The sequence below is a fragment of the Halobacteriovorax vibrionivorans genome, from assembly GCF_003346865.1.
Lineage (GTDB): Bacteria > Bdellovibrionota > Bacteriovoracia > Bacteriovoracales > Bacteriovoracaceae > Halobacteriovorax_A > Halobacteriovorax_A vibrionivorans.
In genome coordinates, this window is record NZ_QDKL01000003.1 from 232,924 (window position 1) to 256,798 (window position 23,875).

The window sequence follows — 23,875 nt, forward strand, 5'->3', positions numbered from 1 at the left end:
TATACTATGTTAGATAATCAAATCGCAAAAGAAGTTATTGACTATGCAATGTTGCGTGGTGCTGACTTCGCAGAGATCTTTATTGATCGCCAAACTTTTGAATCAATCTCAATTAAGAGCTCAAAAGTCGACAATATTGAAAATGGAATTAATTTTGGTATCGGAATTCGTCTCTTCTATGGAACGAAAGTACTTTATGGATATACTAATTCGAAAAAGAAAGAAGATCTTTTAGATATTGTTTCTTCTCTTAGTGCAAAAGACTTAAGAGATCCAATTACGACTGCGACAAATTTTAATTTTGAAAAAATTAATCAAGCACACTTCGTGCAAACAGGTCTAAAAAATAATATCTCACTTGATCAGAAAATACCTCTACTTATGGCCATTGATGAAATGACTCGTAAGCAGACTGATAAAATCACGCAAGTTCCAATTGGAACAACTCAAAGAATGCAAGAAATTGAAATTTTCAATTCTGAAGGTTTACACATTACAGATGAGAGAAATTATATTCGCCTAAGAGCATCTTGTATTGCAAGTGATGGAACGATTCAAGATAGCGCAGGATACTCTCCAGGGGCAATGCTTGGTTGGGAATTCATTCTTGGACAAGACCCAAAGTATATTTCTGAAAAAATGGCAAAGGAAGTTCTAACAAAGCTTAAGGCCAAGCCATGTCCAGCTGGAAAAATGCCAGTTGTAATTGATAACGGATTTGGTGGAGTAATCTTTCACGAAGCTTGTGGTCACCTATTAGAAACAACGTCTGTTGCCAAGAAAGCATCAGTATTCTGGGATAAGAAAGGCGAACAAATTGCTTCTAGTGTCGTTAGTGCTGTTGATGATGGAACAAACCAGAACTATTGGGGATCGATTAATATCGACGACGAAGGTATGGCCACTCAGAAAACACAACTAATTAAAGATGGAATCCTTACAAACTTTATGGCCGATAGAATGGGCGCTCAAAAAACAGGTCACCCAAGAACTGGTAGTGCAAGACGTGAGTCTTATAAATATGCTCCTACTTCACGTATGAGAAATACTTATATTGAAGCAGGAAATGATAAGTTTGAAGATATGATCTCTTCAATTGATCACGGAATTTACTGCGCTCAAATGGGCGGTGGATCAGTTAGTCCAGGAACAGGAGAGTTTAACTTTTCGGTAATTGAAGGATATGAAATCAAGAATGGAAAGATTGGAGATGCTGTAAAAGGCGCAACTCTAATTGGAACAGGACCTGATACCCTAACAAAGGTTTCCATGGTTGCTGATAACCTCGATTTTGCCGCTGGTGTATGTGGTTCAATTTCAGGTGGTGTTAATACGACCGTAGGTCAGCCAGCACTTAAAGTTGACGAGATCCTAGTTGGTGGAGGTAAGTAAATGAGCACGAAGACAAAACAACAAACACAAAAAGAAATAATTAATAAAACCCTTAATATGGCAAAAGACATGGGATTAAATGACGTTGACGTTATTATCTCAGGCTCTGAGTCTTTCTCACTAAAAGCAGACAGTGGTGAATTAAGTGAGTACAAGAAGGCCAATACAGGTGCCCTTGGTGTACGTGTTATTAAGGATCAAAAGGTAGGTCTAAGCTTCACTGAAGATCTAGGTGATGATGCAATTAAGACTATTCTTGAAAATGCAGCACAAAATTCGAAATTTTCAAAAGTTGATGAATACCAATTAATAGAAGAAGGTACACAAGTTGATGATATTAACCCTGTGGCAAATATTGAGTACTCACCTGATGCTAATGAGATGATTGAAAAAGCACTTTTTTTAGAAGAAGAAGTTAGAAAGCGTGATAGCAATTGTGAGTCTGCACCTTATAATGGAATGGCCGAAGGTATTTCAAATTTTGCCATTGGAAACTCAAAAGGTGTTCTTTGTACACATCAGTCAAAATCATATACTGCATACACATCTGCTCTTGTAAAAAAGGGTGATAAGAATGCTATGCACTACCTATTTGACTCAAAAAGAGACTTTAGAGAACTAGATTACGATAAAGTAATTAACGGATCTCTTGAAGTGGCCAATAACTTCATCGATGCATCTCAAATCAAAACTGGTGATTATGATGTTACATTTGAAGTTGATCTCTTTGATAATATCATTTCAAGTTTCATGCTACTTTTTAGTGCGAAGGCAGCAATTGATAAATCAAATCCATGGCGTGAGAAACTAGGAGAAATGGTAGCTGATTCAAGACTAACTTTTAAAGATGATCCTTTCTTTAAGGCAGGCCACAGTGTTTGTCCATTTGATGGTGAAGGAAAGAAGAAACAAACCAATACCCTACTAGAAAATGGAAAACTTGTGCAATTTCTTCACAATAGCGCTACAGCAAGAGAGCTTGGACTAGAAAATAACTTCTGTGCAACTCGTGGAGCAAAGAGTCCTCTTAGTGCCACGACATCAAATTTTCTAATTGAAGCAGGAACAAATACACAAGATGAGTTCAACTCACGTCGATATGTGGAAATTCTAACGGCACAAGGGCTTCACAGTGGTATCAAACCAATCTCTGGTGAGTTTTCACTGGGAGTAAGTGGACGTATTTGGAATAACGGTGAAATAGAAACTTACTTTAAGGATGTAACTGTAAGTGGAAACTTCTTTAAGATGCTAAGTGAAATTGATCTTATAAGTGATAAAGTTGAAGCATCAAGTGATCACTCACTTTTCACTCCTAAAATTCTATTTAGTAATTTAATGATTGCAGGATCATAACTAGGTGCCATGCACCTTTTGTTGCGCAAATGCGAAACAAAAGGTGCATGGCACCCTGTTTTTATTCTAATACCTTTGGAAAAACATATAATTGATAGCGTTGCGAGATGATTTGGAATAAAGAGACACCATCTCTTTCCCACTCTTTATCTTGCTTAGAAAGCTGTGCCCTGCGACTATCTTTTTCTTTTAGATTTCTAAGATGATCTTTTAATTGTCCTGCCGTCATTTTAGAGTTACCAATCGTAACAACAGCGTCATCATCCATTTCAAAAAGGCCTTCAGTATCTTCTAAGTTACTAAAGTCTATTAAGCTATCCTCGTTTAGTGCATTTGAACCCACTTTAGTATTAGAAGAAGTGCCAACACCACCCTTACGAGACTTACCATTCTTTAAAGCATCCGGATTTATTGCTTCTTGAGAATATCCTTCTTGTTCGCCATTTGACGATGTATCTTCACTTTGCATTCCTAAGCGTGATCCTCTAGAGCGCTGACTGCTGCCGCTACCAAATGTTCCATCTCTAAATGAATCAGAAAGAGAAGATAAAATACCATCATGCTCGGAACGTCTTTCATCTGCTAATTTTTGTAAATTATCAAATTCAGAAGATTTCCCTCGCTTCTTTAGGGCATCTCTCATTAAACCTAGATCCTTACGACGACGATCGTTATTAGAGATCTGTCTTGAAACTCCTCTACTTAGATCTGAAATGGCCTTATTGCTTGAGCCCTTACCTGCTTCGAGACGGCCACGAATAGAAGAGTTGGCCCCCTTCTTATTAGTCATAGCATCTTTGAAATTATTTGTGGCGGTACTAAAACCTGAAAGCCAATTGGTAAACTCACCAAATCCATTATTAAGCTGTATCTGGTCCCATGGCTGCTGAGTTTGCTTTCTATCAAGTTTTGTATTATCAGTAAGACCTTCTTTAACAGTATACCAATAATTATGCATTTTAAGTGCGTATGCAGCTGTGGACGAGAGATTAGCAAGGGTTTGTCCCATGTAATTATTCATCTTAGCTATAAGAAGCTCAAAATACGGAATGAGTCCTGGTGTGATATAATAATCAAGCTTTGTTACCTTAGGAGCATAGAAGTGATAACGATAAGCATATTGAGCAAATTCCTGTGCCATACGCTTACGATCCGTATTTTCACTCTCAAAGCCATTATCTTCAGATATTAAAGTTGATAAGAAATATCCCTTTGCATGATCTCGATAATAATTTGTGACCTTATCATCAAGCGGAAAATAATTTAATGTCTTTTCTTTTTGAGCATTAAAACGTATCGGACTTGTGGAGCGATAACTCGTATTATAATTTGAACTCATATCAGGCAAGAAAGGATCAATTATCCTAAGTGCTACTCCACCTTCTCGTTTGACGTATGTATTTCTGGAGCAAACACCTACGGCCATCTCTTGATTACAGACATCATTTTTTCGCGACAAGAATTTCATACATTTAATTTTATATTTTTTACCAACTGTTACACGTGCAATTTTCCACTTACTTTTACGACGTGGGCCACAAATATTTTCAGGACCTCTTTCAGGATCAAGATCCATATCAGCATCACTTAAAATTCCCATCACTCCTGTCATTGATACATTTACGATACGGTTAAATAATGAATTCTTATGAAGGCCTAAAAACTTCATCAATTCCATGATCCAACAAACAGGATAAAGACATTTTCGAGATAAAGTATATTTTTGACCATTATATTTAATGTAATTCCAATTATATTCTTTTAACCATTGCACAGTATATTCAAAGAGAGCTGTACCATGTGATAGATTTTGTAGACTTGCATCTTCAATGGCCTTAATTTTCATAAGGGCCATATCTCTTAAGAATAAAGTGAAATCCTCACCGTGTCCCTTTGCTGTCTCTTTCCTTATCGCTTCAAAAGAAACTTTTCCTTGTGAGACAAATTCATCATAGCGAGAAGTCTTATCACACTCACCACTTCCAATACATGCCGTTACTTTATCAAGAGTTTGTACAAAATAATCATTTTCTCTTTTGGCAACATTATAGCCTTCATTTTTAACAATTTTTGTCCCAACAGAGTTTTCAACAATACTCTCGCTACCACCGGCCTCTTCCACGGACTCGACTTCTTTTTTGTGAACTGTATCAAGATAATCTTTAGAACCTACTTGGTTACAATTTTCTTCATTTTCATCACACACCGTTTTTTCACTATTAATGACATATGAATCATACATCCCAAGCCCATTACAATTAGCAATGTAATTGGCCTCAACATCAGGTTGTAACCAATCCGTAGGACTCATTGGACCGACTGTATCAACACAGCGACACATCATCTCAAGAGATCTTTTCTTTAGCGTGGAATAAAGTTTATAAAGCGAATGCTTATATTTTACGGCCTCAAACCTAACAACATCTCTAATATTATAACGTCCATTTCTATCCTTAGGGTTATTACCATCAAAACCAGCAAGATATTTAGGATCTTTTCTCATATAATAATTAATAATGTTATTTTGAGCATCAGCAGTAATCTTTCCATTATAGAATAAATGAAGAAAGATCTTTTCTTCTTTATCAGGAAGATTATTTAGATAGTTTTGAATTTCTTTTAAAGCTGCCTCACCCACGCTTTGATCAAATTCATCCCAAAGAGGTTTTCCTTTACCAACCATCGATGGATCAAAGAGATCAAGATTATATCCTCGCATTGAGTTTACTTGTACATTCCAATTATATTCGATGTTACTGGTACCAGTTAAGTTTCCTCTAGCTGCTTCAGCAGTATTATATTGGGATTTAATATGAAAGAAATCTCCTTCATCTTTACCACCAGTTGTATAATCCATAGCAAACATCATCATCATCATTTCAAAATAACTATCTGACTGCTTTGATAGAAAATCACCGAAGAGATTTACACGACATGACTTCATATCTGAGATTGATATATCTTTAAATAAGGGAGAGCTGTCATCCATGCCTGAATATAATTTATAATCAGGATCTGTTGAATCACCACCTCTTAACATTGAGATATAATCAGCTTCAATTACGCCATCATTAATATTAACTTTAATATTATTTACACAATTATCAATCCTAGATTTTCTTCTCGAGGTATTAGGGTCACCAAGTTGCGTATTCTTATCAATACAGCTATTTAAAGCACTTATATAAGGTGCTTGAAACGATTCAAAGGCACTCTCACTATGTTGAGGGTGTTTTGGATTAGTCTTAGTTTGGTTTCTAAAGTCATCTAAGATCTTAGTTGCCTCAGCTTTTTTGCGAGCAACTGCACTTTGGTGATTGGCCTCAATTGTAATTTTATCTGATAATTCCTTAAAACATTCCTGTCTTGGGTATTCATAAGAAAAACCACTATCGCGATCTCTTATTTTAACTGGCTTAGAATCACAATTACTAATTTGTGACTCTAATTGATTCATATAAGTATTAATTTTCGAATTGTTAACACCATTGTCAGTTAATAGCTTTTTCATATTTGCTTTTGCACTAACAACTGATGTTTTTAATTGTTCACTTCTTTCAACTTCAGCAGCTTCTACACTTGGAATTAATAACTCCATTAAGAAAGCAGGAATTGCTGAAAAAGACGGAATAATTGGAGCACAAACTCCGTTTGAGTTTTTAAATAAAGACTCACAACATTCTTGATTCTTTCCTGGTCGACTTCCAATACCAATACATGAAGAGCATTTATAATTTGCTTCACACGTTTTTGTTTCTTTATTACAACTATTAGAGCAGCATTCAGAGTCACGACGACAGCTCTCTTTATAAGTTTGGCAAGTATTGATATCAGTAACCCTTAGCATTCTCTTGCATGAGCCCTCTAGACAATAATCTGAAAAAATCGAACAGTGTTGATTCTTATTCTTAGGGACAAGACACTTTTCATAAGGACGCTGCGACTGATCTTTCACATCTAACTTAATTGGGAAATCGCATACCAATTTACCACTACATTGATTAGTGGCCGAGTAACAAGCATCCCCAGCATTAAGATACTTCTTTTCAGAATACATATACTCAGAAAGTTTGTGTGCTCTTTTGTTCTCAGGTTCTTTTTCTAATTTAGAATAAATAAGATTTTGAAATTCAGTACTTGATTCAGGTAGTCCTTGCTTAATATATTCAATAACTGCTTTTTTATCTAGCTTCTTTGATGAACCTAGTAATTGCTTAATCTTAGGGATTTCACTTTTTTGAATTGATTTAAAATTATTTCCATAGACACTGACTTGTGAAACAAGAATGAGGCTAAGAAGTATAGTAAAAATATTATTGAATTTTGAGCGAAGCATAAGTTTCCTCTAGTGGCCTCTCATTAATTTTTATTAAGAGGCATCATTATTTCATATACTTATTTTATCGGAAGAATGAGTTCATTACTCAAGTGTATTGTAGGATATTGAAATTAGGTAAGATTTTCGAGATTTTAATAGCTTATGTGTGCCAACTTAATGACACACATAAGCATATAATCAATAACTTAGAAAGGTATTAAACTTTTTTGATGGCCTCATCAATCATGGCCTTGCGAGTTGCTGCATCTTTCCAGCGATCCTGTGCATCAGGGGCCAATTTATGAATTGGATCAAAATAAGTGAAAACTTTATCTGGTTTAACGTATGGTGCACGCCAAACAGAGATACCATTTTCTTGATCGTAGTATTCATAAGAAGCAACGTGACGCTTTCCACCACCACCAGGTAGGTCACAGACAAAAGTTGGAGTATTAAATCCAGCTGTTGTACCACGAACTGCTTTTTCCAATTCTTCACCTTCGCCAAGAGTTGTTCTGAAGTGTTCACATCCTGGCACCATATCGTGCATATAAACATAGTATGGTTGAATATTCATATAACCAAGTTTACGAGTTAGAAGTACCATCTCATCAACATGGTTATTTACACCTTCTTGAAGAACTGCTTGGTTACGAACTAAGATTCCTTCACTAAAGAGACGGTCCATGGCCATTTGAGACCACTTCGTAATTTCAAGCGGTGAAGAGAAGTGCGTATGAATTACCATTTGTTTTCCAAAGCCAATAGCAAGCTTATGAACCTTAACTAATGCTTCCATCCACTTATCATCTGTAAGAATCTTTTGAGGGAAAATTGCAATTCCCTTAGTAGCATAACGAATACGTCTAATATGAGGTATCTTTAATAAATTCTCACCAATGTATTGGATTTGTTTTGGGTTGAGCATGAAAGCATCACCACCAGAGATAACAACGTCTTCAACTTTTGGATGTTGAGCAAGATATGCAAATACATTATCCCAATGTTTTTGATTTGCTCCATAAGACTCTTTTTCAACAGACTCTGTAGAGCCACCAATAACACGTGATCGTGTACAGTAAGAACAATATACTGGACAAATCGTTAGCGGAAGAAAGAGTACCTTATCAGGGTAACGATGTGTCAGCATCGGCACTGGCGAGTCAACATCTTCACTAAGAGAGTCTGCCATATGCATAGGGTGATCTTCTAAGAACTGAGAGCCGATTGGTAAGAATTGTTTTCTTAGAGGACAATTCTCAGGATCGTCCCAATTAATAAGTGCAAAAACGTAAGGAGTGATTCTGATATTCATTGGAGTTATTTGTTGGCCTTTTTGTAGGTCTTCAAAAAACTCTTTTGAAATTTTATCACCTAGTACTTTTTTGACTTGGTCAATTTTACGAATTGAGTTTTTCAGCTGCCATAAGTGGTCAGAAAACTCTCCTCTTGTAACGCCTGCCCATGCAGGAATCTTTTGCCAGAAATCATCATTTCTAAAATTGCGATGTTCAAGATCTGGTATCTTTGAATGATCAATATTAGTCATATAAAAAATCCTTGAATGTAATTTGTAATATTATATCTCAAAATATTGCTTTTTAGGAAACGCTAATCGTGTCATTATAAATATATGGAAAAACCTAATTTAGACTTCAAGACAAACATTTTAGATAATGTAACTAGACAGATATCGACAAAAGACGTCAAAAGCTTTCTTCACGCCCAAGGCTACTATCATGGAAAAGATCGCTTCATGCAAATGGAGATGCTTAGACTAATTGCACAAGGTCGCCTATGTGAGTGTTTAAAAGATACAGAGGAAACATTTGCTATTGATAAATATATGCGTGAATTAGGAATAGACTATTTTGCGAGACAAGAGATAGACAATCTTGACGAGAAAACGTCTAATCTACTCAGCTATTATGTTAATGGAGTAAACAAGGCCATGAGCGAGGGCCTACCATTTGAGTTTAAGCTTCTCTCACACACGCCTCAAACTTGGAAAATTAGTGACACAATACTAACAATCAAGGCCATGAGCTTCCTCGGCCTGGCCCAAGGTCAACAAGATCTTGAAAAGCTTATTATACAGCTTCTTCAAAATACAAATCACCAAGATAAGCAAACACAAGATATTAAAATAGAAAGAGTAAAGTCCCTTGCTAAGGGCGCTCTTGATACTATTAGTGATAGTGAGATCAATCTTTTACAAAAAGTAAAAATATATAATCCTCTAATTCCTGAAAGTTATGAGTTTTTAAAATTTATCCCTAAAATTCAAGCTTCTAATAATTGGGTATCAAATAAAATGGGCCACGCAATACATGCATGTGATCCTCATTTAGAATGCAATCGCCTACCGGCCATTTGGTATGAAATGAAAGCAAATATCCAAAATGTTGGAAATTTCTTTGGTATTACTATGCCTGGTGTCCCAGGGTTTGTTATGGGAAGAAGTGATGATACTGCTTTTTCTTTTACTTATGGTTTCATGGATATGGTGGATCATTTTATCGAAGAAGTACGCGATGGAAAGTATCGCTTTGAAACGAACTTTTTTGATTTTAAAGTTCGAAGAGATATTATTAAAAGAAAGAATAAAAAAGATGTCGAAATTTATATTAAAGAAACACATGCTGGTTTTCTAGAGGCAGACAGTGAAATAAAAAATATCAAAGATGGCCACTATTTATCAATGGCATGGTCATGTCGAAAAAGAGGTGGCGCAAAAACTCTTAAGGCAGTTCTGGATATCTTTCATGCAAAAAATGTTGATGATTTATTTAAGTGCGTTTCAGATGTAGCAATAAGTTGTAACTGGCTTCTATCAGATTCTGAAGGTAATATTGGCTACCATCAATCAGGAGTCCTACCTAAGAGAAACTTTTCAGGACTGTATCCAATTGAAGGATATTTTAAACAAAATATTTGGCAAGGCTATTACGAGGGTCATCAGCTTTATCATTTTAAAAACCCTAATGAAAAAATTATTGCAACGGCCAATAATAGGATTCAAGATGAACACTTCCCTACTGCTATAAATGCACCAATGGCCTCATATCGTAAAGATAGGGTAACTGAGCTTTTAGTAGAAAATCAAAAGCATTCAACAGATCTTTTTAAACAGATGCAAGGTGATACTTTTTCAAGACAGGCCGACCTTTATATTAATGTTTTTAAGAGTGTATTTGAGGAATCAGATCTTGGAAGAAAATTAATTAACTGGAACCGTAATTATGATGTAGATAATAAAATTGCGCCTATTTTTGAATCGTTTTATAAAACACTTCTAAAAACGTTCTTTAGTGATCACTTACTTGGAAAGCAAGTAACGACATATTGTATGGATGAGACATCAATTATTGCAGACTTCTATGGTTTATTTGATCGTATTTTTCTGACAAATGATATTGACCATATTTGGTTTAAGGATACAGCAGACAAGGATACATATATTGCCAAGGCCCTTAAAGAATGTGAGCAAAGGCAAGCTGATACCCGCTGGGGAGATATCAATCGCTACAAAATGAAGCATATTCTCTTTGACGGAAAACTACCGTCTTTTCTAGGCTTTGATGTTGATAATATTGAAATCCCAGGAAATCGATCGACAATTACTCAGGGTGCTGTCTATGAAGCTCATGAAAGAACAACGTCATTTGTCCCTTCATGGAAAATGGTAACCGATCATCGAAATCACGATGTCTATACAGTTCTACCAGGAGGACTAAGTGATCGCAGATTTTCAAAGAACTATAAAAGCGACCTAAGTAACTGGATTCATGGAAAATATCGACAGAATTCAATTGTTTAAAATCTAAACCTAATATGTAAGCTTTACAAACTTAGGCCTACAATTTTCTTTATTTGCTATAAATGACTCTATGAAATCATCAAAGCAAAATCGATATATTGTTGGGCCAATACTACTTATCCTAGTTAATACTTTCACTCTAGCAAGTGACACTTATAAGAATATGCTAGAGAGCGAATTAAAGTCTTTTACAACAGATACTGAAGAGATTTCATATAGAACAACATTCACTCCACGCTACGTATTGAAGTACCATGAGAGAGTCAAAATTGTTGAAGAATATCGTGAGCTAGAAAGAACGTTGACTTCTAGAGATCATGAGATTGAACAAATTAGAAAGTACGTAAAAAAGAAGAATTATCTTAAGGCGCTAAAGGCCATTGATTATAAGATTCAAAAATATAATACTGCAATTAACTTAATGAATTATTTGATGATGAGTGGAGATAACTTTATTGCTGCACTATCTGATGACTTTGAAGATATAAATTATGATTCAAAAGCGTTTGAAAAACTCTTTAAGTCAGTAAAAAAACAAATGCAGTATAACTCTCGTTATTACAAACAAAGACGTAATGACCGTCATTCACATACAGGCTTTGATAAATATGAACTAAGAAATCTTAGAAATCCTACAATATTTGACTTTAATGAGTTGAAAGATGAAATCAGCTCTCTTGCAAAGAATACGAAAGATAAAGAAATTGTTGAAAAGATATTTGACGGGATTGAAGAATTTCAAGGTGAAATCAAGGCCTTTAAAACATTAAAGAAAGAAACTGAATGGAATGCTGGAAGATATACAATATTCTACGGTATTAAAGAGTTTATTTTAAAAAGTTTAAGCTACGTTGCCCTACCGATGAAGCATGCAATAAAAGAAGAAGAGCTTCAAAAGGTATCTGAAAGAGAATTTCAACCAGGTGATATCGGAGCGATTCAACGATATGGGAAACTATCAAATTTAGTATTTAAAGGAAATTGGACCCACGGCCTAATTTACATCGGTGAATACTCGAAGTTTTCAAATTACTTTAATGCGGATGAAGAAACCAACGAATTATATGCACAAAAGTGTATCGACCAAGGACTTAATTGCAAAAATTATCTTAGTTACTTACATGCGAAGTTTCCTGATTCAATGAAGGAATATAAGAAAAGTGAAGAAGACGGTAATCCATATGTAACACTTGAAGGCCTAAAGCCTGGGGTTGTCTTTATGGAATTAGGTCCTTCGATGGCATGGGATAACCTAGTTATCTTAAGACCAAATTTAAAAAAGAAGGATAAGGCCCTAGCACTTGAGAGAACATTTTCAAGCATTGGTAAAAAGTATGATTATTCATTTAATGGAAATTCATATTCTCGATTTGTATGTACTGAGCTAATTCAATACTCGTATGAATCAAATCCACATGAGGATAAAGAAGGTATTGATTGGGATGTAAATATTGTCATGGGGCGACCTGCAATGTACGGATTTGATCTTGTGCAAACGTTTATCAATCAAGAAGAAGATAAGAATCGTCCAAAACAGCTTAGTTTAGTGCTATTTATGAAAGGTCTAAAAAAGAAAGAAATTAAGCGCTCATTAAAGGAGCCAGAATTTGGAACGGCCAAAAGAGGAACAATAAAAGAATTAAAAGATACCTTATAAGAAAAGGCCGCATGAGCGGCCTTTTTTATTTGTTATTTTAAAACGAAATTTGAAGGAAGTGGTAAAACAGATCCTTTGATATAGATCGGAGCACGACGAGACTTCTCTCTTACTTCTACTTCCATATCAGCTACATCTTCCTTAGCTGAAGCAATGGCCTTTGATAGAGAAATATCTAAAGAAAGTATTGCTGCACGCTGTGCACGCTCAGAATTGACAACACCACCAGTCTTAACTTTACCAGCTAGAAATGACTTCGTATCAACTGTTTCCATAATAATCTTTTTTACATCAACAGGCTTTAAACTTGGGTTGATATCAAGAATCTTTCCAGCAACACCAGCTACATAAGGAGCGGCCTGTGAAGTTCCAGAAACTTTAATATACTTATTACCTGGAGCACTTGAAAGAATACCAACACCTGGAGCTGCTACATCAACCATCTTTTCACCATAATTAGAAAAAGGAGCAAGAGATGAATAATCGATAGTTGCTGCTACTGATAATTCATTATCACCTTGAATATTTGTTGGTGATGTTGGGTATTCATCATTGTTAAGTCCATCATTACCGGCAGCAAATACAAATAAAGTATTAGGTGCTGCTTTTAGCATTGATTGTGAATTATCAACTAAAGCATTAACAAAGTATTTAGCATAATGCTCTACTGTCTCAGGATTAGGTTCTTTTTTAGAAACAGTTTTCATAACAGTTTCAACAATCATTTTTGCTTGTGGGAATCCCGTACCAAATGATCCGTTAGCAACCTTAGCTCCGTGATCAGATACATAGTAAGCAATTTCATTGAAAGTACCAGTCTGAGCTTTAGCGAGAGCATCGATTGCTCTTTTTACAAGAAAATCAATAATTCCCTTATCTTGGTTAAGTGAAGCAATTTCTTGTCCTGGAAGTTTTACTTCTGTTGGAATAAGTTTTACAGCTAAGATTTTTGCATCATCAGACTTTGTAGCACTAATTCCCGCTACGTGAGTTCCGTGCATAAAGTTACCGTAAACAGTCATACGCTTAATAAAGTCTTCATTTTTAATGATTGACCTCATCCAGTCTAATTCTTCAGGAGTAATCGTTCCACGCATTGACTTTTCTTGTAACTCGAAGAACTTAACCATATCGTCATTTAACGTTCCAAGATATTTGTAATCAATTACCTGATTATTAGATTCAGCAAAGTTCCAACCATAAACATCATCTTGGTATCCATTTCGATCTTCGTCTCTTTGGTTACCAGGAATTTCTAATTGATTAATCCAGGCCTTTGGAGCAATCACGTCGTGTTGCATATCTGTACCTGAGTCAATAATAGCGATAGTTGCTGCTGAAATTTGAGATGTTACAATGGCCGCTGCCATTATCTTTGATAAGTATTTCAAAATCTCCTCCATTGAGTATTTTTGCATAAATATAGTCTAATCTATATTTTAAAAGTATATTCTATGATGTAAAGCCGCTTTAGCAAAAGATCTGACAACACAACGTTTAAACGGTGCACAAACAAAGGTATACAAATGAAAAAATTTAATATTTTCGCCACAGATATAATCCAAGGTCCTCTTTATGAGAGGCTTAAGAAAGATGGTCATAAACTTACAGTTTGGGATCGCAGAGAAGATGGCCCTCTCACAAGTGAGAAAATGATAGAAAATGCTAATGACTCTGAAGTGATAATTTCAATGCTTAGCAATACAATCGATGCCTATATATTGGCCCAGCTACCTAAGCTAAAACTCATCACTCAATATGCTGTTGGCTTTAATAATATTGATATTAAATATGCTCACTCTAAAGAAATCATTATTTGTAATACGCCAAATGTTTTAACTGAAGCAACGGCCGAATTAGCAATGGCACTTATGCTGGCCGTTGCAAGAAATTTAGAAGCTGCAAGAAAGAATGTTCTTAATAAGGAATGGGAAACATGGGAGCCTTCAGGCTTTATTGGAAATTCTCTATTTAAGAAGAAACATGGAATCATTGGAGCAGGAAGAATAGGAACTCAATTGGCAAAAATGTGTAAGGGCGCCTTTGATCAAGAAATTTACTACACTGGCCCAAATCGTAAAGATGAAATTGAGTCCAGCTGCAATGCTAAATATCTCAGCTTAGAAGAATTGGCACAAGAATGCGATATCATCTCAATTCATTGTCCATATAATGAAGAAACCCATAAGCTAATTGATAAAAAGATATTCGCTCTTTTTAAAAATAACGTTATTCTCATAAATACAGCACGTGGAGAGATCATCGATGAAGAAGAGCTCTTCTCATTCTTTGAAAAGCACAAAGAAGCAAAGGCCGGTCTTGATGTTGTGTGTAACGAGCCATTAAAAGCTGACTCTCCCTTGCGTAAGTTAGACAATGTGTTCATCCTCCCCCATATTGGATCCGCCAACGACGAGGCACGCTTAAATATGGCCCAATTAATTTACGACAATATTTCTGCGTTCAGTAAAGATGAAGAATTAAAAACAAGAGTTTAGTTTTGTTTACTAAAATTAAGCTGAAGATTTCTTGATAAATTTATACATTATATTCATGAATATAAAGGAGCTATTCATGAAAAAAATATTAATCATAGATGATGATCAAGAAATTCGAGACCTACTGCGTGCATTGCTGGAAAGTAATTATAATATTATTGATGCCAGCAATCAGGATGAGGCCATAGCAATTGCTTGGCAAGAAAAACCAGACTTAATACTCTTGGATATCTTATTACAAAATGAATCAGGATTTGAGATTTGCTCACAATTGAAAATGAATGAGGAATTAAAAGATGTTCCAATTGTCTTTATTTCTTCAAAGAATAATGTCAACACAAGAGTTACTGGGTATCAATTAGGAGGTATAAACTTCATCAGCAAGCCGTTTGAGCCTTCTGAAGTTAAGAGTATTATTAATACGACACTAAAGTCGGTCAATAATGAAAATGCCATGGAAGTTATAAACTATCGTGACATAGCTTTAAATGTACCTTCTCAAGAAGTTAAGATCAAAGGCCATCGTATTCATTTTACGTCTTCTGAATTTAAGATCATTCATCTTCTACTTAAGAATGAACAAAATGTTCTCGCAAGAGAAAAAATCCTAAACCATATTGCACCAGACAATCATAAAGTGAATGACCGCATGATTGACACGTATATTAGTTCCATCAGAAAAAAGATTAAGGATTCTAATTATATTATTCGCAGTGTTTATGGCGAGGGTTACAAGATTCAAGAAATCTCTGCATAGTGCAGAGATTTCATTTCTAACTAACTAATACAAAAGCCTGTTTAAAGAAATTTAATTAAAATTTAGACTACTTATCCTAAATTTGACTCATGACTCAATTATACTGAGTGTATGAAAAAGCACATCATGGTTATTGACGACTGCTACGAAACCGCCAAGCTCCTTGCCACTAGCCTGCAAAACACATTTAGCTTTCATGTCAAGTATCATACTAACCCATTCAAGGCCATTGAGGATATTAAAACTCTAGCATTACTTGGTGATGATAAACTCTATATCATCTGTGATTACATGATGCCTCAAATGGATGGTATTGAATTATATGATGAGATTTCAATTCTGGATAAGAATATCAGCTTTATCCTCTTAACGAATGAAAATGATAGCCAGGTGATTGAAGAGGCAGCAAGAAAAGGAATCGACCTCTTTCTATTAAAACAACAGGGTTTTGACGTTATTATTAATCAGATAAATAAGATCATTAACGACGACAGCACTCTTGGCCATGAATTGATTGAGGTATTTGAAGTCACCGATATAGTACGAGGTTTTAAGATCGTTGAAAAAGGCTTTGGGCATTTGAAATTAATCACAAAAGAAGAAATCCCTCGTAATGCGATTATAAAGATAGGTACAGGTTCAAACGATAATGATATCTACCGAGTTAATAGCTGCAAGATAGTTAATGATAAAATTGAAGTTGACTGCTCACTACTTACCTCAGAGGCACCGGCAAGACATCTTAGAGCTGCTTAGTAAATTTGTATCGATGAAAAATAACAACGGCCATGATAAAGAAAAGGCCAACAAGTGTTCCATTTCCGCCTTGGCCACCACTTACATCTTCAATAGTCCCACATGCTCCGCCACTTTTGTTACCAGAAGAAAATCCATCATTTAAGGCAGCTGTACCACCCACAAGGACCGGATCTTTATAACTAAAGTTAGCATTAGGAGTTGTGTTATAAGCAAGAGAGACAGCCTCATATGGATCCACAGCACCTTTAGAACAACTCTCTTTGTCACAATAATATGAAACAGCTGTTTGAGTAATAATTTGTCGAACTTGATCTGGATATAGGCCTGGATTTGCTTGGTAAATCATTGCAGCTGTTGCAGAGATAAAACCTGCGGCCATTGATGTTCCATTCATACTAGCAAATGACTCAGTACTTGGTGTGGTCTGACCACTATTTACTGTTGATAAAATCCCATCTCCTGGGGCAGCAATATCAACAATGCTACCAAAGTTTGAATATGTTGAACGACTTCTTGATTGATTAACAGCACCGACTCTTAAAACACCTCGACAATTTGCAGGGGTATAAAATGTTGCATCTGCATTTGAGTTTCCTGTTGCAACAACCACTACTGCACCTTGTGACTTCGCAAAGTCAATCGACTCTTGCATATAACGACTACAACTTCCGCGGGCCCCTAAAGACATATTAATAACTTTTGCAGGATTTGGATTTTGGCCAGCTCCTCTCACACTTCCACCAGCGGCCCAGCGTACAGCATCTGCAATATCAGATGTTAACCCACCACATGCACCTAAAACTCTTACCGGAAGAAGATTGATACCTTTTGCGGCACCAACAATACCGTAGTTATTATCAGAGCGAGCAGCAACGATTCCTGCGATATGAGTCCCATGCCATGTTGAAGAACTTGAGCCTGCACTACAAGTGCCAGAATTATCACCGAAGTCCCCTTCATCACTTGGATCACTATCACGGCCTCCACCGTCGCGAGAATTGGCACCATCGGAGATCATGTCATAGCCTCCCACAACATTTTGATTTAGTTCAAAATGTGATGTGATACCAGTATCAATAATGGCCACTGTTACATTTGGCCCACCGTCGGCCAATGCATATTCACGAGCATGATAGAATGAATTTGAAAGATAATTATTGAAGTACCATTGGTTAGAATAATAGGTATCATTATACTCACCGTAGTGAGCAAATAGTCTCCTATCCTCTTCCACATATTCAATATCGCCTGAAATAGAAAAGCTTGCAAAGCTTGTTGTAGGATTTGCGATTGATGTTTCGCTTGAGCCATCTTTATATTTAACAATATAATTGGCCGAAAGATTGGCCGCGAAACTCGCGGCCAGAGCAAGTATTAAAAAGCGCATACTCATCCTTGAGTCTTTGTGTCGGTCATTCGACTATCACTAGCATCCTGCCGGTGACATGCTTATATATAAGCACGAACCGTGCCAATTGTTCATTTTAAGATATCCACTACATACAAAGATATGCTGTCAAAATGAACCACATTAGGGCCAATGTGCTTACACAAAGGTGTCATCTTTGTGACTTAAATAAAATTAAATTTGGATAATAAATGTTAATTAGGATTCGATAAGAGTGACTTTCCACCTGCGATTGTCAGGGTCTGTAAGAAAGAAAAACTGGATTCCTTCATGGACAAGAATTTCTGGTGAGCGCTCACTCGATAATATATTTAGATCTTCACCTGAGCTTTCAAGACGGTAATTTACAAACTCCACCTTCTTTTGAAGCTCGATTAATTCATCTTGAGTGCTAACGATAAAATCAAAGACAATATTATTTCCAACTTGAGCAAGCTTTGGCCTTTCAATGACGAGAAAGCGTATTTGATCGTTATAGAGAACAATAGAGTCAGATGCATTTTCTATTTCTAAGTCAAATACATCACTTAAAAAAGATGATGTAAGATGTGCATTTGAACTGAATAAAATGACCTGACCGAGTTTCATTCTTTAATTATTACGGCGACTTTCGATATCGTCAATAATGGCACCAATTTTTAAAACTGACTCTCCATCACAACCATCTTCTTCACAATAAACAACACGATTACATTGCTTCTCAGTGTCCCAAATAAGATCATCATGGCCACGAATTAAAAGCCCTACCATCTCATGTGTTTTCTTATCAAAGACAGGGCCACCGCTATTGCCACCAAACGCATCAAGATTTGTATTGTAGAAAAGCTCATCATCATAGCGAACAAAACCATTAGTTGAATAACGAGATAGGAAACCATTAGGGTGTCCAATCATATAAACTTCATCACCATTTTGAAGTAGGTCTTTTTTTATCTTAACTGGCCTACGCCCACCTTCTACATTACGATCTAATTCGATAAGTGCGTAATCAAAGGTCTTATCTCTTGTTTGATGATACGCTAAGATCTTACTACAGTGATAGACTTGGCTTTTAACAAAGTATTGAACCTTATTTTTAGATCCTAAATCGGCCCTTGCATCAAAGACAAAGCTTTTTCGATCACATGCTAATTGATAATTTTGAATACAATGAGCTGCTGTTAAAACAGTTTTAGGTCCAACTAGTACAGAGCTGCACCCACCATAGGCCAAGTCATTTAGAAACTCGTTTTCACCTTCACACATTTTGGCCTTTTTAAAGAAATTCTGTCCCTTAGCACTATATAATTTACCATCTAGGATTTCATTTAAACTGAAGCGATTAACCATAAGAGCTGTCGCATGTGCACCATTTTTTACGTCCTGAGATAACTCACCTGTCGTATCAGCAATATCTAGCTCACCGTAAATGGCCTTATCAAGATGCTTAAAAAACGAAGCAGCACTATTAGCAACAGATGCATTTGAATTAAGAGTTAAAAAACAAAGTAAAGCTGTGAAAATGTAATTAGATAATCTCATAACCGCCCTTAAAATAATCGTAGACCAGTTATAGGACAAATTTGGTTCAAAAACTATCTAATCTGTAATATTTCCAGCCTCATGTACACGAAAATACAGCTGTTTTACACTATTTAGGCGTGTTTTAAGACGTTTTAGATATTTCCAATGAAACTTTTCGCTAGCAGTGTGTATATCCGTCATTTCATCTTCACTGCCTTCAAGCCTTACAAGATGTTGTAGAAATGACTTCTTAGAGATGCCAATAAGCCAATTTTCATGAATGTCTTGGATCTTGTGGATATTTTCTAATAATTCTAAGTTCTGATTTAAAGTTTTAGAAAACCCAAAGCATGGATCCAGAATTAAGCGATCCATATCGAAATTATGCTCGCTTAAGAAAGCAATCTTAAGATTGAAAAATTCTCTTATAGAATTAAAGTCTAGGTTCTCGTTGAGATAATCCATGTGAGAATTTGCTAAGTTTCGCTTAGGTGCAAGATTATGACAAAGTATATAGCGCATCTTAGGATACTTTTTAAAGAGGGCGAGCCCTTCCTTATCAATGGCCCCAGAAACATCATTCCAAATAACTTCACTAAAATAATGGCCATACGAGTGCATAAACTCTTCCATTGTTTCAACTTTATAAGTATCAATCGATATGGTTTTAAAGGCCTTAAGACGATCTAAGTGCTGTGAGATATACTCATCAAGTCTTTGCCATTCTTGCTTAAAAGAGATGGCCTCATTAAAAGGGGCCGTACTTTCAGCGCCAATATCAAGGCCATATTTTGCTTGCTGGAATTTTTCAAGTTGGCCGATTTGAAAATCATTATCGAGATTTCTATGGCCGTCAGAGAATGAATTAGGGGTAGCGTTAACTACCCCTAAAAATAAAATATTTGTCATATTTGATAATAAACTATGCTAATTTTGGATCATCGATAGGTTTATTGACAGCATCAGACTTCTTTTCTTCTGAAGCTTCTTCTTTTTCTCCAGAAAGTGTTGAAGAAGACTTTGAAGACTCTTCATCAATAACTGGAACACCAATATCCTTACCGGCAACAAGATCATTGATCTGATTGATATCAAGCGTTTCCCAAACAACAAGCCCTTCAGCTAAGCGGTTTAAGGCATCACGATTATCAGTTAGAATCTTCTTTGCAAGCTTATAATTCTCATCTAGGAAGCGGTGAATTTCTTCATCAATATCCTTAGCTGTTGCTTCTGAGTAACCTACACCTTCACTTGGTGCAGTTGAACCGAATGGAGATGCGCCTGGTTGAGAGAAGTTTCTCGGTCCCATCTTCTCACTCATCCCCCAAGAACAAACCATGCTAGAAGCAAGTTGTGTTGCTCTTTCGATATCATTTGAAGCACCATTAGAAATTTCGTTAAATACGATCTCTTCTGCTACACGTCCACCCATTAGGAAGGCAATATAGTTTTCAGATTTTTCTAATGTTAGGTTGTGCATATCTTCATCTGGAAGAGTTTGTGTAACACCTAGAGCTCCACCACGAGGCATAATTGATACCTTGTGAATTGGATCTGCTTTTGGAAGATTAAGTCCCACAAGAGTGTGACCAGCTTCGTGATATGCTGTAACTTTCTTCTCAAAATCAGAAAGTACCATCGACTTTCTTTCAGGCCCCATAAGGACTTTATCTTTAGCTTGTTCAAAATCAATCATTTGAAGAACTTTCTTACCATAACGAGCGGCAAATAAAGCGGCCTCATTAACAAGATTAGCAAGGTCTGCACCAGTAAAGCCTGGAGTACCCTTTGCAATAACTTCAAGATCTACATTTGTATCAAGAGGTGTCTTTCTTGTGTGAACTTTAAGGATTCCAAGACGTCCACGAACATCTGGAGGTCCAACTGTTACACGACGATCAAAACGACCAGGACGTAGTAGGGCCTTATCAAGAACATCAATTCTATTTGTCGCAGCAATTAGAATAACGCCTTCATTGGACTCAAAACCATCCATTTCAACAAGAAGTTGGTTTAGTGTTTGTTCACGCTCATCGTGTCCACCACCCATACCGTGTCCACGGTGGCGTCCAACAGCATCAATCTCGTCGATAAAGATGATACATGGAGCATTCTTCTTACCTTGTTCAAAAAGGTCACGTACACGAGAGGCACCAACACCAACAAACATCTCAACAAAATCAGAACCTGAAATTGAAAAGAATGGAACACCTGCTTCACCAGCAACGGCACGGGCCATAAGTGTTTTCCCTGTCCCTGGAGGACCTACTAATAAAACACCTTTAGGGATTTTCCCGCCGAGGTTAGTATATTTCTTTGGATCTTTTAAGAAGTCCACAACTTCGGCCAATTCTTCTTTGGCCTCTTCAACACCTGAAACATCTTTGAATGTAACCTTCTTATCATGTGGTGATAAGAGACGTGCTTTTGATTTCCCGAAACTCATGGCCTTTCCACCACCAGCTTGTAGCTGACGTAAGAAGAAGATCACAATGAGGAATAAGAAAATCATTGGCCCCCAGTGCAGTAAGAAAGTCGTGAAGACATTTTGTTTTTCTTCCGCTTCATACTCTGGGTAGATTCCGTGTGACTCTAAAATTTTAAAAGTTTCTGTACCTGTTGTCCCTGTTGTTTCAAACCAAGCACCTTGCTCATAACCATCTTTGAATTTACCAAGAATCTTATCCTTTCCCTTAAGAACGACTTTCTCAACGTGCTTACTCTTGATTGCGCTAACGAAATCAGGATAAGTCACTGGCTTATAAGTCTGTCTGCTCTCTGAAGAGATCTTTGCGATTGCCGCAAACATGAGGATTAAGATGATCCAAAGAAGTAACGTTTTGTTTTGTCCTTTCATTAAAATCCTTTTTAATTTACTTTACTCATAAATTATTTAAATACTTACTATTTGTTCACAATACTGTTTCTAAAAAATAAAGCTATATTGTAACCTCATAGTTACTAAAATGGTATCATTTTAGTGAGTGTCAAGCCTAGTTATTTAAAGCCACACTAAAACTTTACCGGCTTTACGCCATGAGTAATGAACTGGTTGTTTAATTTCCGAAAAAATTTTTCTTAAAGTTGAGTTCTCTAGTGGAGTTTTCTTGAGACTATGCTTTGCATTAGTATTATTTGATAAGAATGGAACACCTTCAGGAATCTGCGTAGTTTTATTATTTAAGAATTCTAATTTACAACCCTTTTTAACAACGGCCAAATAAGGACCAAAAGCATAGACCCTAATTCCACCAGAAAAATCTAATGGCCCAAGCCTTGGACTATTAATTAGTCCCTCTAATTCATTAAATTGTTTGTAAGTCTTTCCTCGTGTTGTTGAGGCTTGAGATAAAATGGTTTTTTTCAAATTCTCATCAACACACCCGTGGTGTTTAATAAGTATCCCCCACTTTCTTTTAATAATCTTATAATTCTTGTCCTCAAGCCCTTCCTTTATCTTTTTCATGCGATTCATGCGCTCGCAATAATGCTTAAGGTAGCCAGGCCAACGAGATGAGATTGATTCTTTTACAATCTTTCTAATATGATTTCGCTCAAAGCGTATATCTTCATTTGAATAATCTTCTAGCCAAGTGAGCTTGGCCAATTTGGCGTATTTTAGAATATGTTTTTTTGAAAAAGCAAAAAGTGGCCTATACACTCTCCCGTTGCGGTATGGGATGCCTAGATCAATATCTTTTCCTTGAGACTTAAATTGCTGCAGTAGAGACCACTCAAAGCAATCATCTAAATGATGGCCCGTAACGAGTAACTCATCATTTTCTAAATCATTCTTTAAAATGTCATAGCGCAATTTTCTGGCCTGTGCTTCAAAGTTTCCATCATTAAGACTTAGCTCTACTTTGAGAGACTTCATCGGGATCTGATACTTATGAGCAAAGTTTCTTACAAGATGCCTTTCGGCCCTAATCTCTTCTCTTGTCCCATGGTCAACGTGTATAAGCCTAACGTTGGCCCCGGCCATTAGAAGTAAATGCGTTAAGGCAATAGAATCAAGCCCACCACTACATGCCACGACTATAGGGGCCGAAAAATCAAAGTTCATCTCTTTGTTGAAACGGATGAAATGAGCAAGCATTTGCTTGGCCTTTTGTGGCAACTGTTTTTGTTTAATCTCTCTTAACGACATGATAATTTACAAATTCCTTAATATTAACTTAAATATAATATTGACAATTAACTCGCAAGTCACTAATATCCTATCATTCTTTTGAATGTATGTGCGAATGTAGCTCAGTTGGTTAGAGCGACGGATTCATATCCCGTAGGTCGGCAGTTCAAATCTGCCCTTTCGCACCATTCTTTTCTATCTAAGCTCCCAAAAACTCGTTAACAAGGTAAACAAAGTTTAAACAAATAAACTCGAGCTACCGTTCATTTTTTTTA

At 36.2% G+C, this 23,875-nt stretch carries 16 protein-coding genes and 1 tRNA gene; 8 read left to right on the forward strand and 9 right to left on the reverse strand.

What is annotated here, in order from left to right:
* The first annotated feature begins 6 nt into the window (after positions 1-6).
* Positions 7-1,392: a TldD/PmbA family protein gene (locus DAY19_RS11940; protein ID WP_115362742.1), complete on the forward strand. Its 1,386-nt coding sequence runs from the start codon at positions 7-9 to the stop codon at positions 1,390-1,392.
* Complete coding sequence (locus DAY19_RS11945; protein ID WP_115362744.1) at positions 1,393-2,748, forward strand: TldD/PmbA family protein; 1,356 nt, start codon at positions 1,393-1,395, stop codon at positions 2,746-2,748.
* Positions 2,749-2,809: 61 nt separating this feature from the next.
* Here the strand turns inward: DAY19_RS11945 and DAY19_RS11950 are convergent, their stop codons facing one another.
* Positions 2,810-7,084 (reverse strand): hypothetical protein, encoded by a 4,275-nt coding sequence (locus DAY19_RS11950; protein WP_115362746.1) that lies wholly within the window; start codon positions 7,082-7,084, stop codon positions 2,810-2,812.
* A 199-nt stretch (positions 7,085-7,283) separates the two neighbouring features.
* Positions 7,284-8,615, reverse strand: a complete 1,332-nt coding sequence (locus tag DAY19_RS11955; RefSeq protein ID WP_115362748.1) for a KamA family radical SAM protein — start codon at positions 8,613-8,615, stop codon at positions 7,284-7,286.
* An 84-nt stretch (positions 8,616-8,699) separates the two neighbouring features.
* Here DAY19_RS11955 and DAY19_RS11960 point away from each other — a divergent pair, with 84 nt between their 5' ends.
* Both DAY19_RS11960 and DAY19_RS11965 read left to right on the forward strand, forming a co-directional pair.
* On the forward strand, positions 8,700-10,886 hold the full coding sequence (locus DAY19_RS11960; protein ID WP_115362750.1) for a penicillin acylase family protein: 2,187 nt from the start codon (positions 8,700-8,702) through the stop codon (positions 10,884-10,886).
* A gap of 70 nt (positions 10,887-10,956) precedes the next feature.
* Positions 10,957-12,543 (forward strand): hypothetical protein, encoded by a 1,587-nt coding sequence (locus tag DAY19_RS11965; protein WP_115362752.1) that lies wholly within the window; start codon positions 10,957-10,959, stop codon positions 12,541-12,543.
* Between the two features lie 32 nt (positions 12,544-12,575).
* Here the strand turns inward: DAY19_RS11965 and DAY19_RS11970 are convergent, their stop codons facing one another.
* Positions 12,576-13,934, reverse strand: coding sequence for a S8 family serine peptidase (locus tag DAY19_RS11970; protein ID WP_158536893.1), 1,359 nt, complete (start codon positions 13,932-13,934; stop codon positions 12,576-12,578).
* A 135-nt stretch (positions 13,935-14,069) separates the two neighbouring features.
* Here DAY19_RS11970 and DAY19_RS11975 point away from each other — a divergent pair, with 135 nt between their 5' ends.
* The 3 genes from DAY19_RS11975 to DAY19_RS11985 all read left to right on the forward strand — a co-directional run bounded on the left by DAY19_RS11975 (position 14,070) and on the right by DAY19_RS11985 (position 16,554).
* Positions 14,070-15,041 carry a 2-hydroxyacid dehydrogenase gene (locus DAY19_RS11975; protein ID WP_115362756.1) on the forward strand — a complete coding sequence of 324 codons (972 nt, stop codon included), beginning with the start codon at positions 14,070-14,072 and terminating at the stop codon, positions 15,039-15,041.
* A gap of 76 nt (positions 15,042-15,117) precedes the next feature.
* Positions 15,118-15,798: a response regulator transcription factor gene (locus tag DAY19_RS11980; protein WP_158536894.1), complete on the forward strand. Its 681-nt coding sequence runs from the start codon at positions 15,118-15,120 to the stop codon at positions 15,796-15,798.
* A gap of 111 nt (positions 15,799-15,909) precedes the next feature.
* Complete coding sequence (locus DAY19_RS11985; RefSeq protein WP_115362760.1) at positions 15,910-16,554, forward strand: response regulator; 645 nt, start codon at positions 15,910-15,912, stop codon at positions 16,552-16,554.
* Here DAY19_RS11985 and DAY19_RS11990 read toward each other — a convergent pair.
* From DAY19_RS11990 to tilS, 6 genes are all read right to left on the reverse strand, one after another.
* Entirely contained in the window at positions 16,541-17,944 is a 1,404-nt protein-coding gene (locus DAY19_RS11990) for a S8 family peptidase (protein ID WP_158536895.1), read from the reverse strand. The genes DAY19_RS11985 and DAY19_RS11990 overlap by 14 nt on opposite strands.
* A 219-nt stretch (positions 17,945-18,163) precedes the next feature.
* On the reverse strand, positions 18,164-18,553 hold the full coding sequence (locus DAY19_RS11995) for a hypothetical protein (protein WP_115362764.1): 390 nt from the start codon (positions 18,551-18,553) through the stop codon (positions 18,164-18,166).
* A gap of 3 nt (positions 18,554-18,556) precedes the next feature.
* A complete protein-coding gene (locus DAY19_RS12000) occupies positions 18,557-19,486 on the reverse strand; it encodes a trypsin-like serine peptidase (protein WP_115362765.1) in 930 nt (309 codons plus the stop codon).
* Between the two features lie 57 nt (positions 19,487-19,543).
* Positions 19,544-20,377, reverse strand: a complete 834-nt coding sequence (locus tag DAY19_RS12005) for a dihydropteroate synthase (RefSeq protein WP_115362767.1) — start codon at positions 20,375-20,377, stop codon at positions 19,544-19,546.
* Between the two features lie 13 nt (positions 20,378-20,390).
* On the reverse strand, positions 20,391-22,325 hold the full coding sequence (gene ftsH / locus DAY19_RS12010; RefSeq protein ID WP_115362770.1) for an ATP-dependent zinc metalloprotease FtsH: 1,935 nt from the start codon (positions 22,323-22,325) through the stop codon (positions 20,391-20,393).
* A 144-nt stretch (positions 22,326-22,469) separates the two neighbouring features.
* Positions 22,470-23,618, reverse strand: a complete 1,149-nt coding sequence (gene tilS / locus DAY19_RS12015) for a tRNA lysidine(34) synthetase TilS (protein WP_115362772.1) — start codon at positions 23,616-23,618, stop codon at positions 22,470-22,472.
* Between the two features lie 93 nt (positions 23,619-23,711).
* Here tilS and DAY19_RS12020 point away from each other — a divergent pair.
* Positions 23,712-23,788, forward strand: a tRNA-Met gene (locus tag DAY19_RS12020).
* Positions 23,789-23,875 lie beyond the last annotated feature (87 nt).

What these genes read in the sequence shown, in the direction of transcription:
- DAY19_RS11940 (WP_115362742.1), top strand. Translation starts at nt 7, where the DNA reads ATGTTAGATAATCAAATCGCAAAAGAAGTTATTGACTATGCAATGTTG.
- DAY19_RS11945 (WP_115362744.1), top strand. Translation starts at nt 1,393, where the DNA reads ATGAGCACGAAGACAAAACAACAAACACAAAAAGAAATAATTAATAAA.
- DAY19_RS11950 (WP_115362746.1), bottom strand. Translation starts at nt 7,084, where the DNA reads ATGCTTCGCTCAAAATTCAATAATATTTTTACTATACTTCTTAGCCTC.
- DAY19_RS11955 (WP_115362748.1), bottom strand. Translation starts at nt 8,615, where the DNA reads ATGACTAATATTGATCATTCAAAGATACCAGATCTTGAACATCGCAAT.
- DAY19_RS11960 (WP_115362750.1), top strand. Translation starts at nt 8,700, where the DNA reads ATGGAAAAACCTAATTTAGACTTCAAGACAAACATTTTAGATAATGTA.
- DAY19_RS11965 (WP_115362752.1), top strand. Translation starts at nt 10,957, where the DNA reads ATGAAATCATCAAAGCAAAATCGATATATTGTTGGGCCAATACTACTT.
- DAY19_RS11975 (WP_115362756.1), top strand. Translation starts at nt 14,070, where the DNA reads ATGAAAAAATTTAATATTTTCGCCACAGATATAATCCAAGGTCCTCTT.
- DAY19_RS11980 (WP_158536894.1), top strand. Translation starts at nt 15,118, where the DNA reads ATGAAAAAAATATTAATCATAGATGATGATCAAGAAATTCGAGACCTA.
- DAY19_RS11985 (WP_115362760.1), top strand. Translation starts at nt 15,910, where the DNA reads ATGAAAAAGCACATCATGGTTATTGACGACTGCTACGAAACCGCCAAG.
- DAY19_RS11990 (WP_158536895.1), bottom strand. Translation starts at nt 17,944, where the DNA reads ATGCGCTTTTTAATACTTGCTCTGGCCGCGAGTTTCGCGGCCAATCTT.
- DAY19_RS11995 (WP_115362764.1), bottom strand. Translation starts at nt 18,553, where the DNA reads ATGAAACTCGGTCAGGTCATTTTATTCAGTTCAAATGCACATCTTACA.
- DAY19_RS12000 (WP_115362765.1), bottom strand. Translation starts at nt 19,486, where the DNA reads ATGAGATTATCTAATTACATTTTCACAGCTTTACTTTGTTTTTTAACT.
- DAY19_RS12005 (WP_115362767.1), bottom strand. Translation starts at nt 20,377, where the DNA reads ATGACAAATATTTTATTTTTAGGGGTAGTTAACGCTACCCCTAATTCA.
- ftsH (WP_115362770.1), bottom strand. Translation starts at nt 22,325, where the DNA reads ATGAAAGGACAAAACAAAACGTTACTTCTTTGGATCATCTTAATCCTC.
- tilS (WP_115362772.1), bottom strand. Translation starts at nt 23,618, where the DNA reads ATGTCGTTAAGAGAGATTAAACAAAAACAGTTGCCACAAAAGGCCAAG.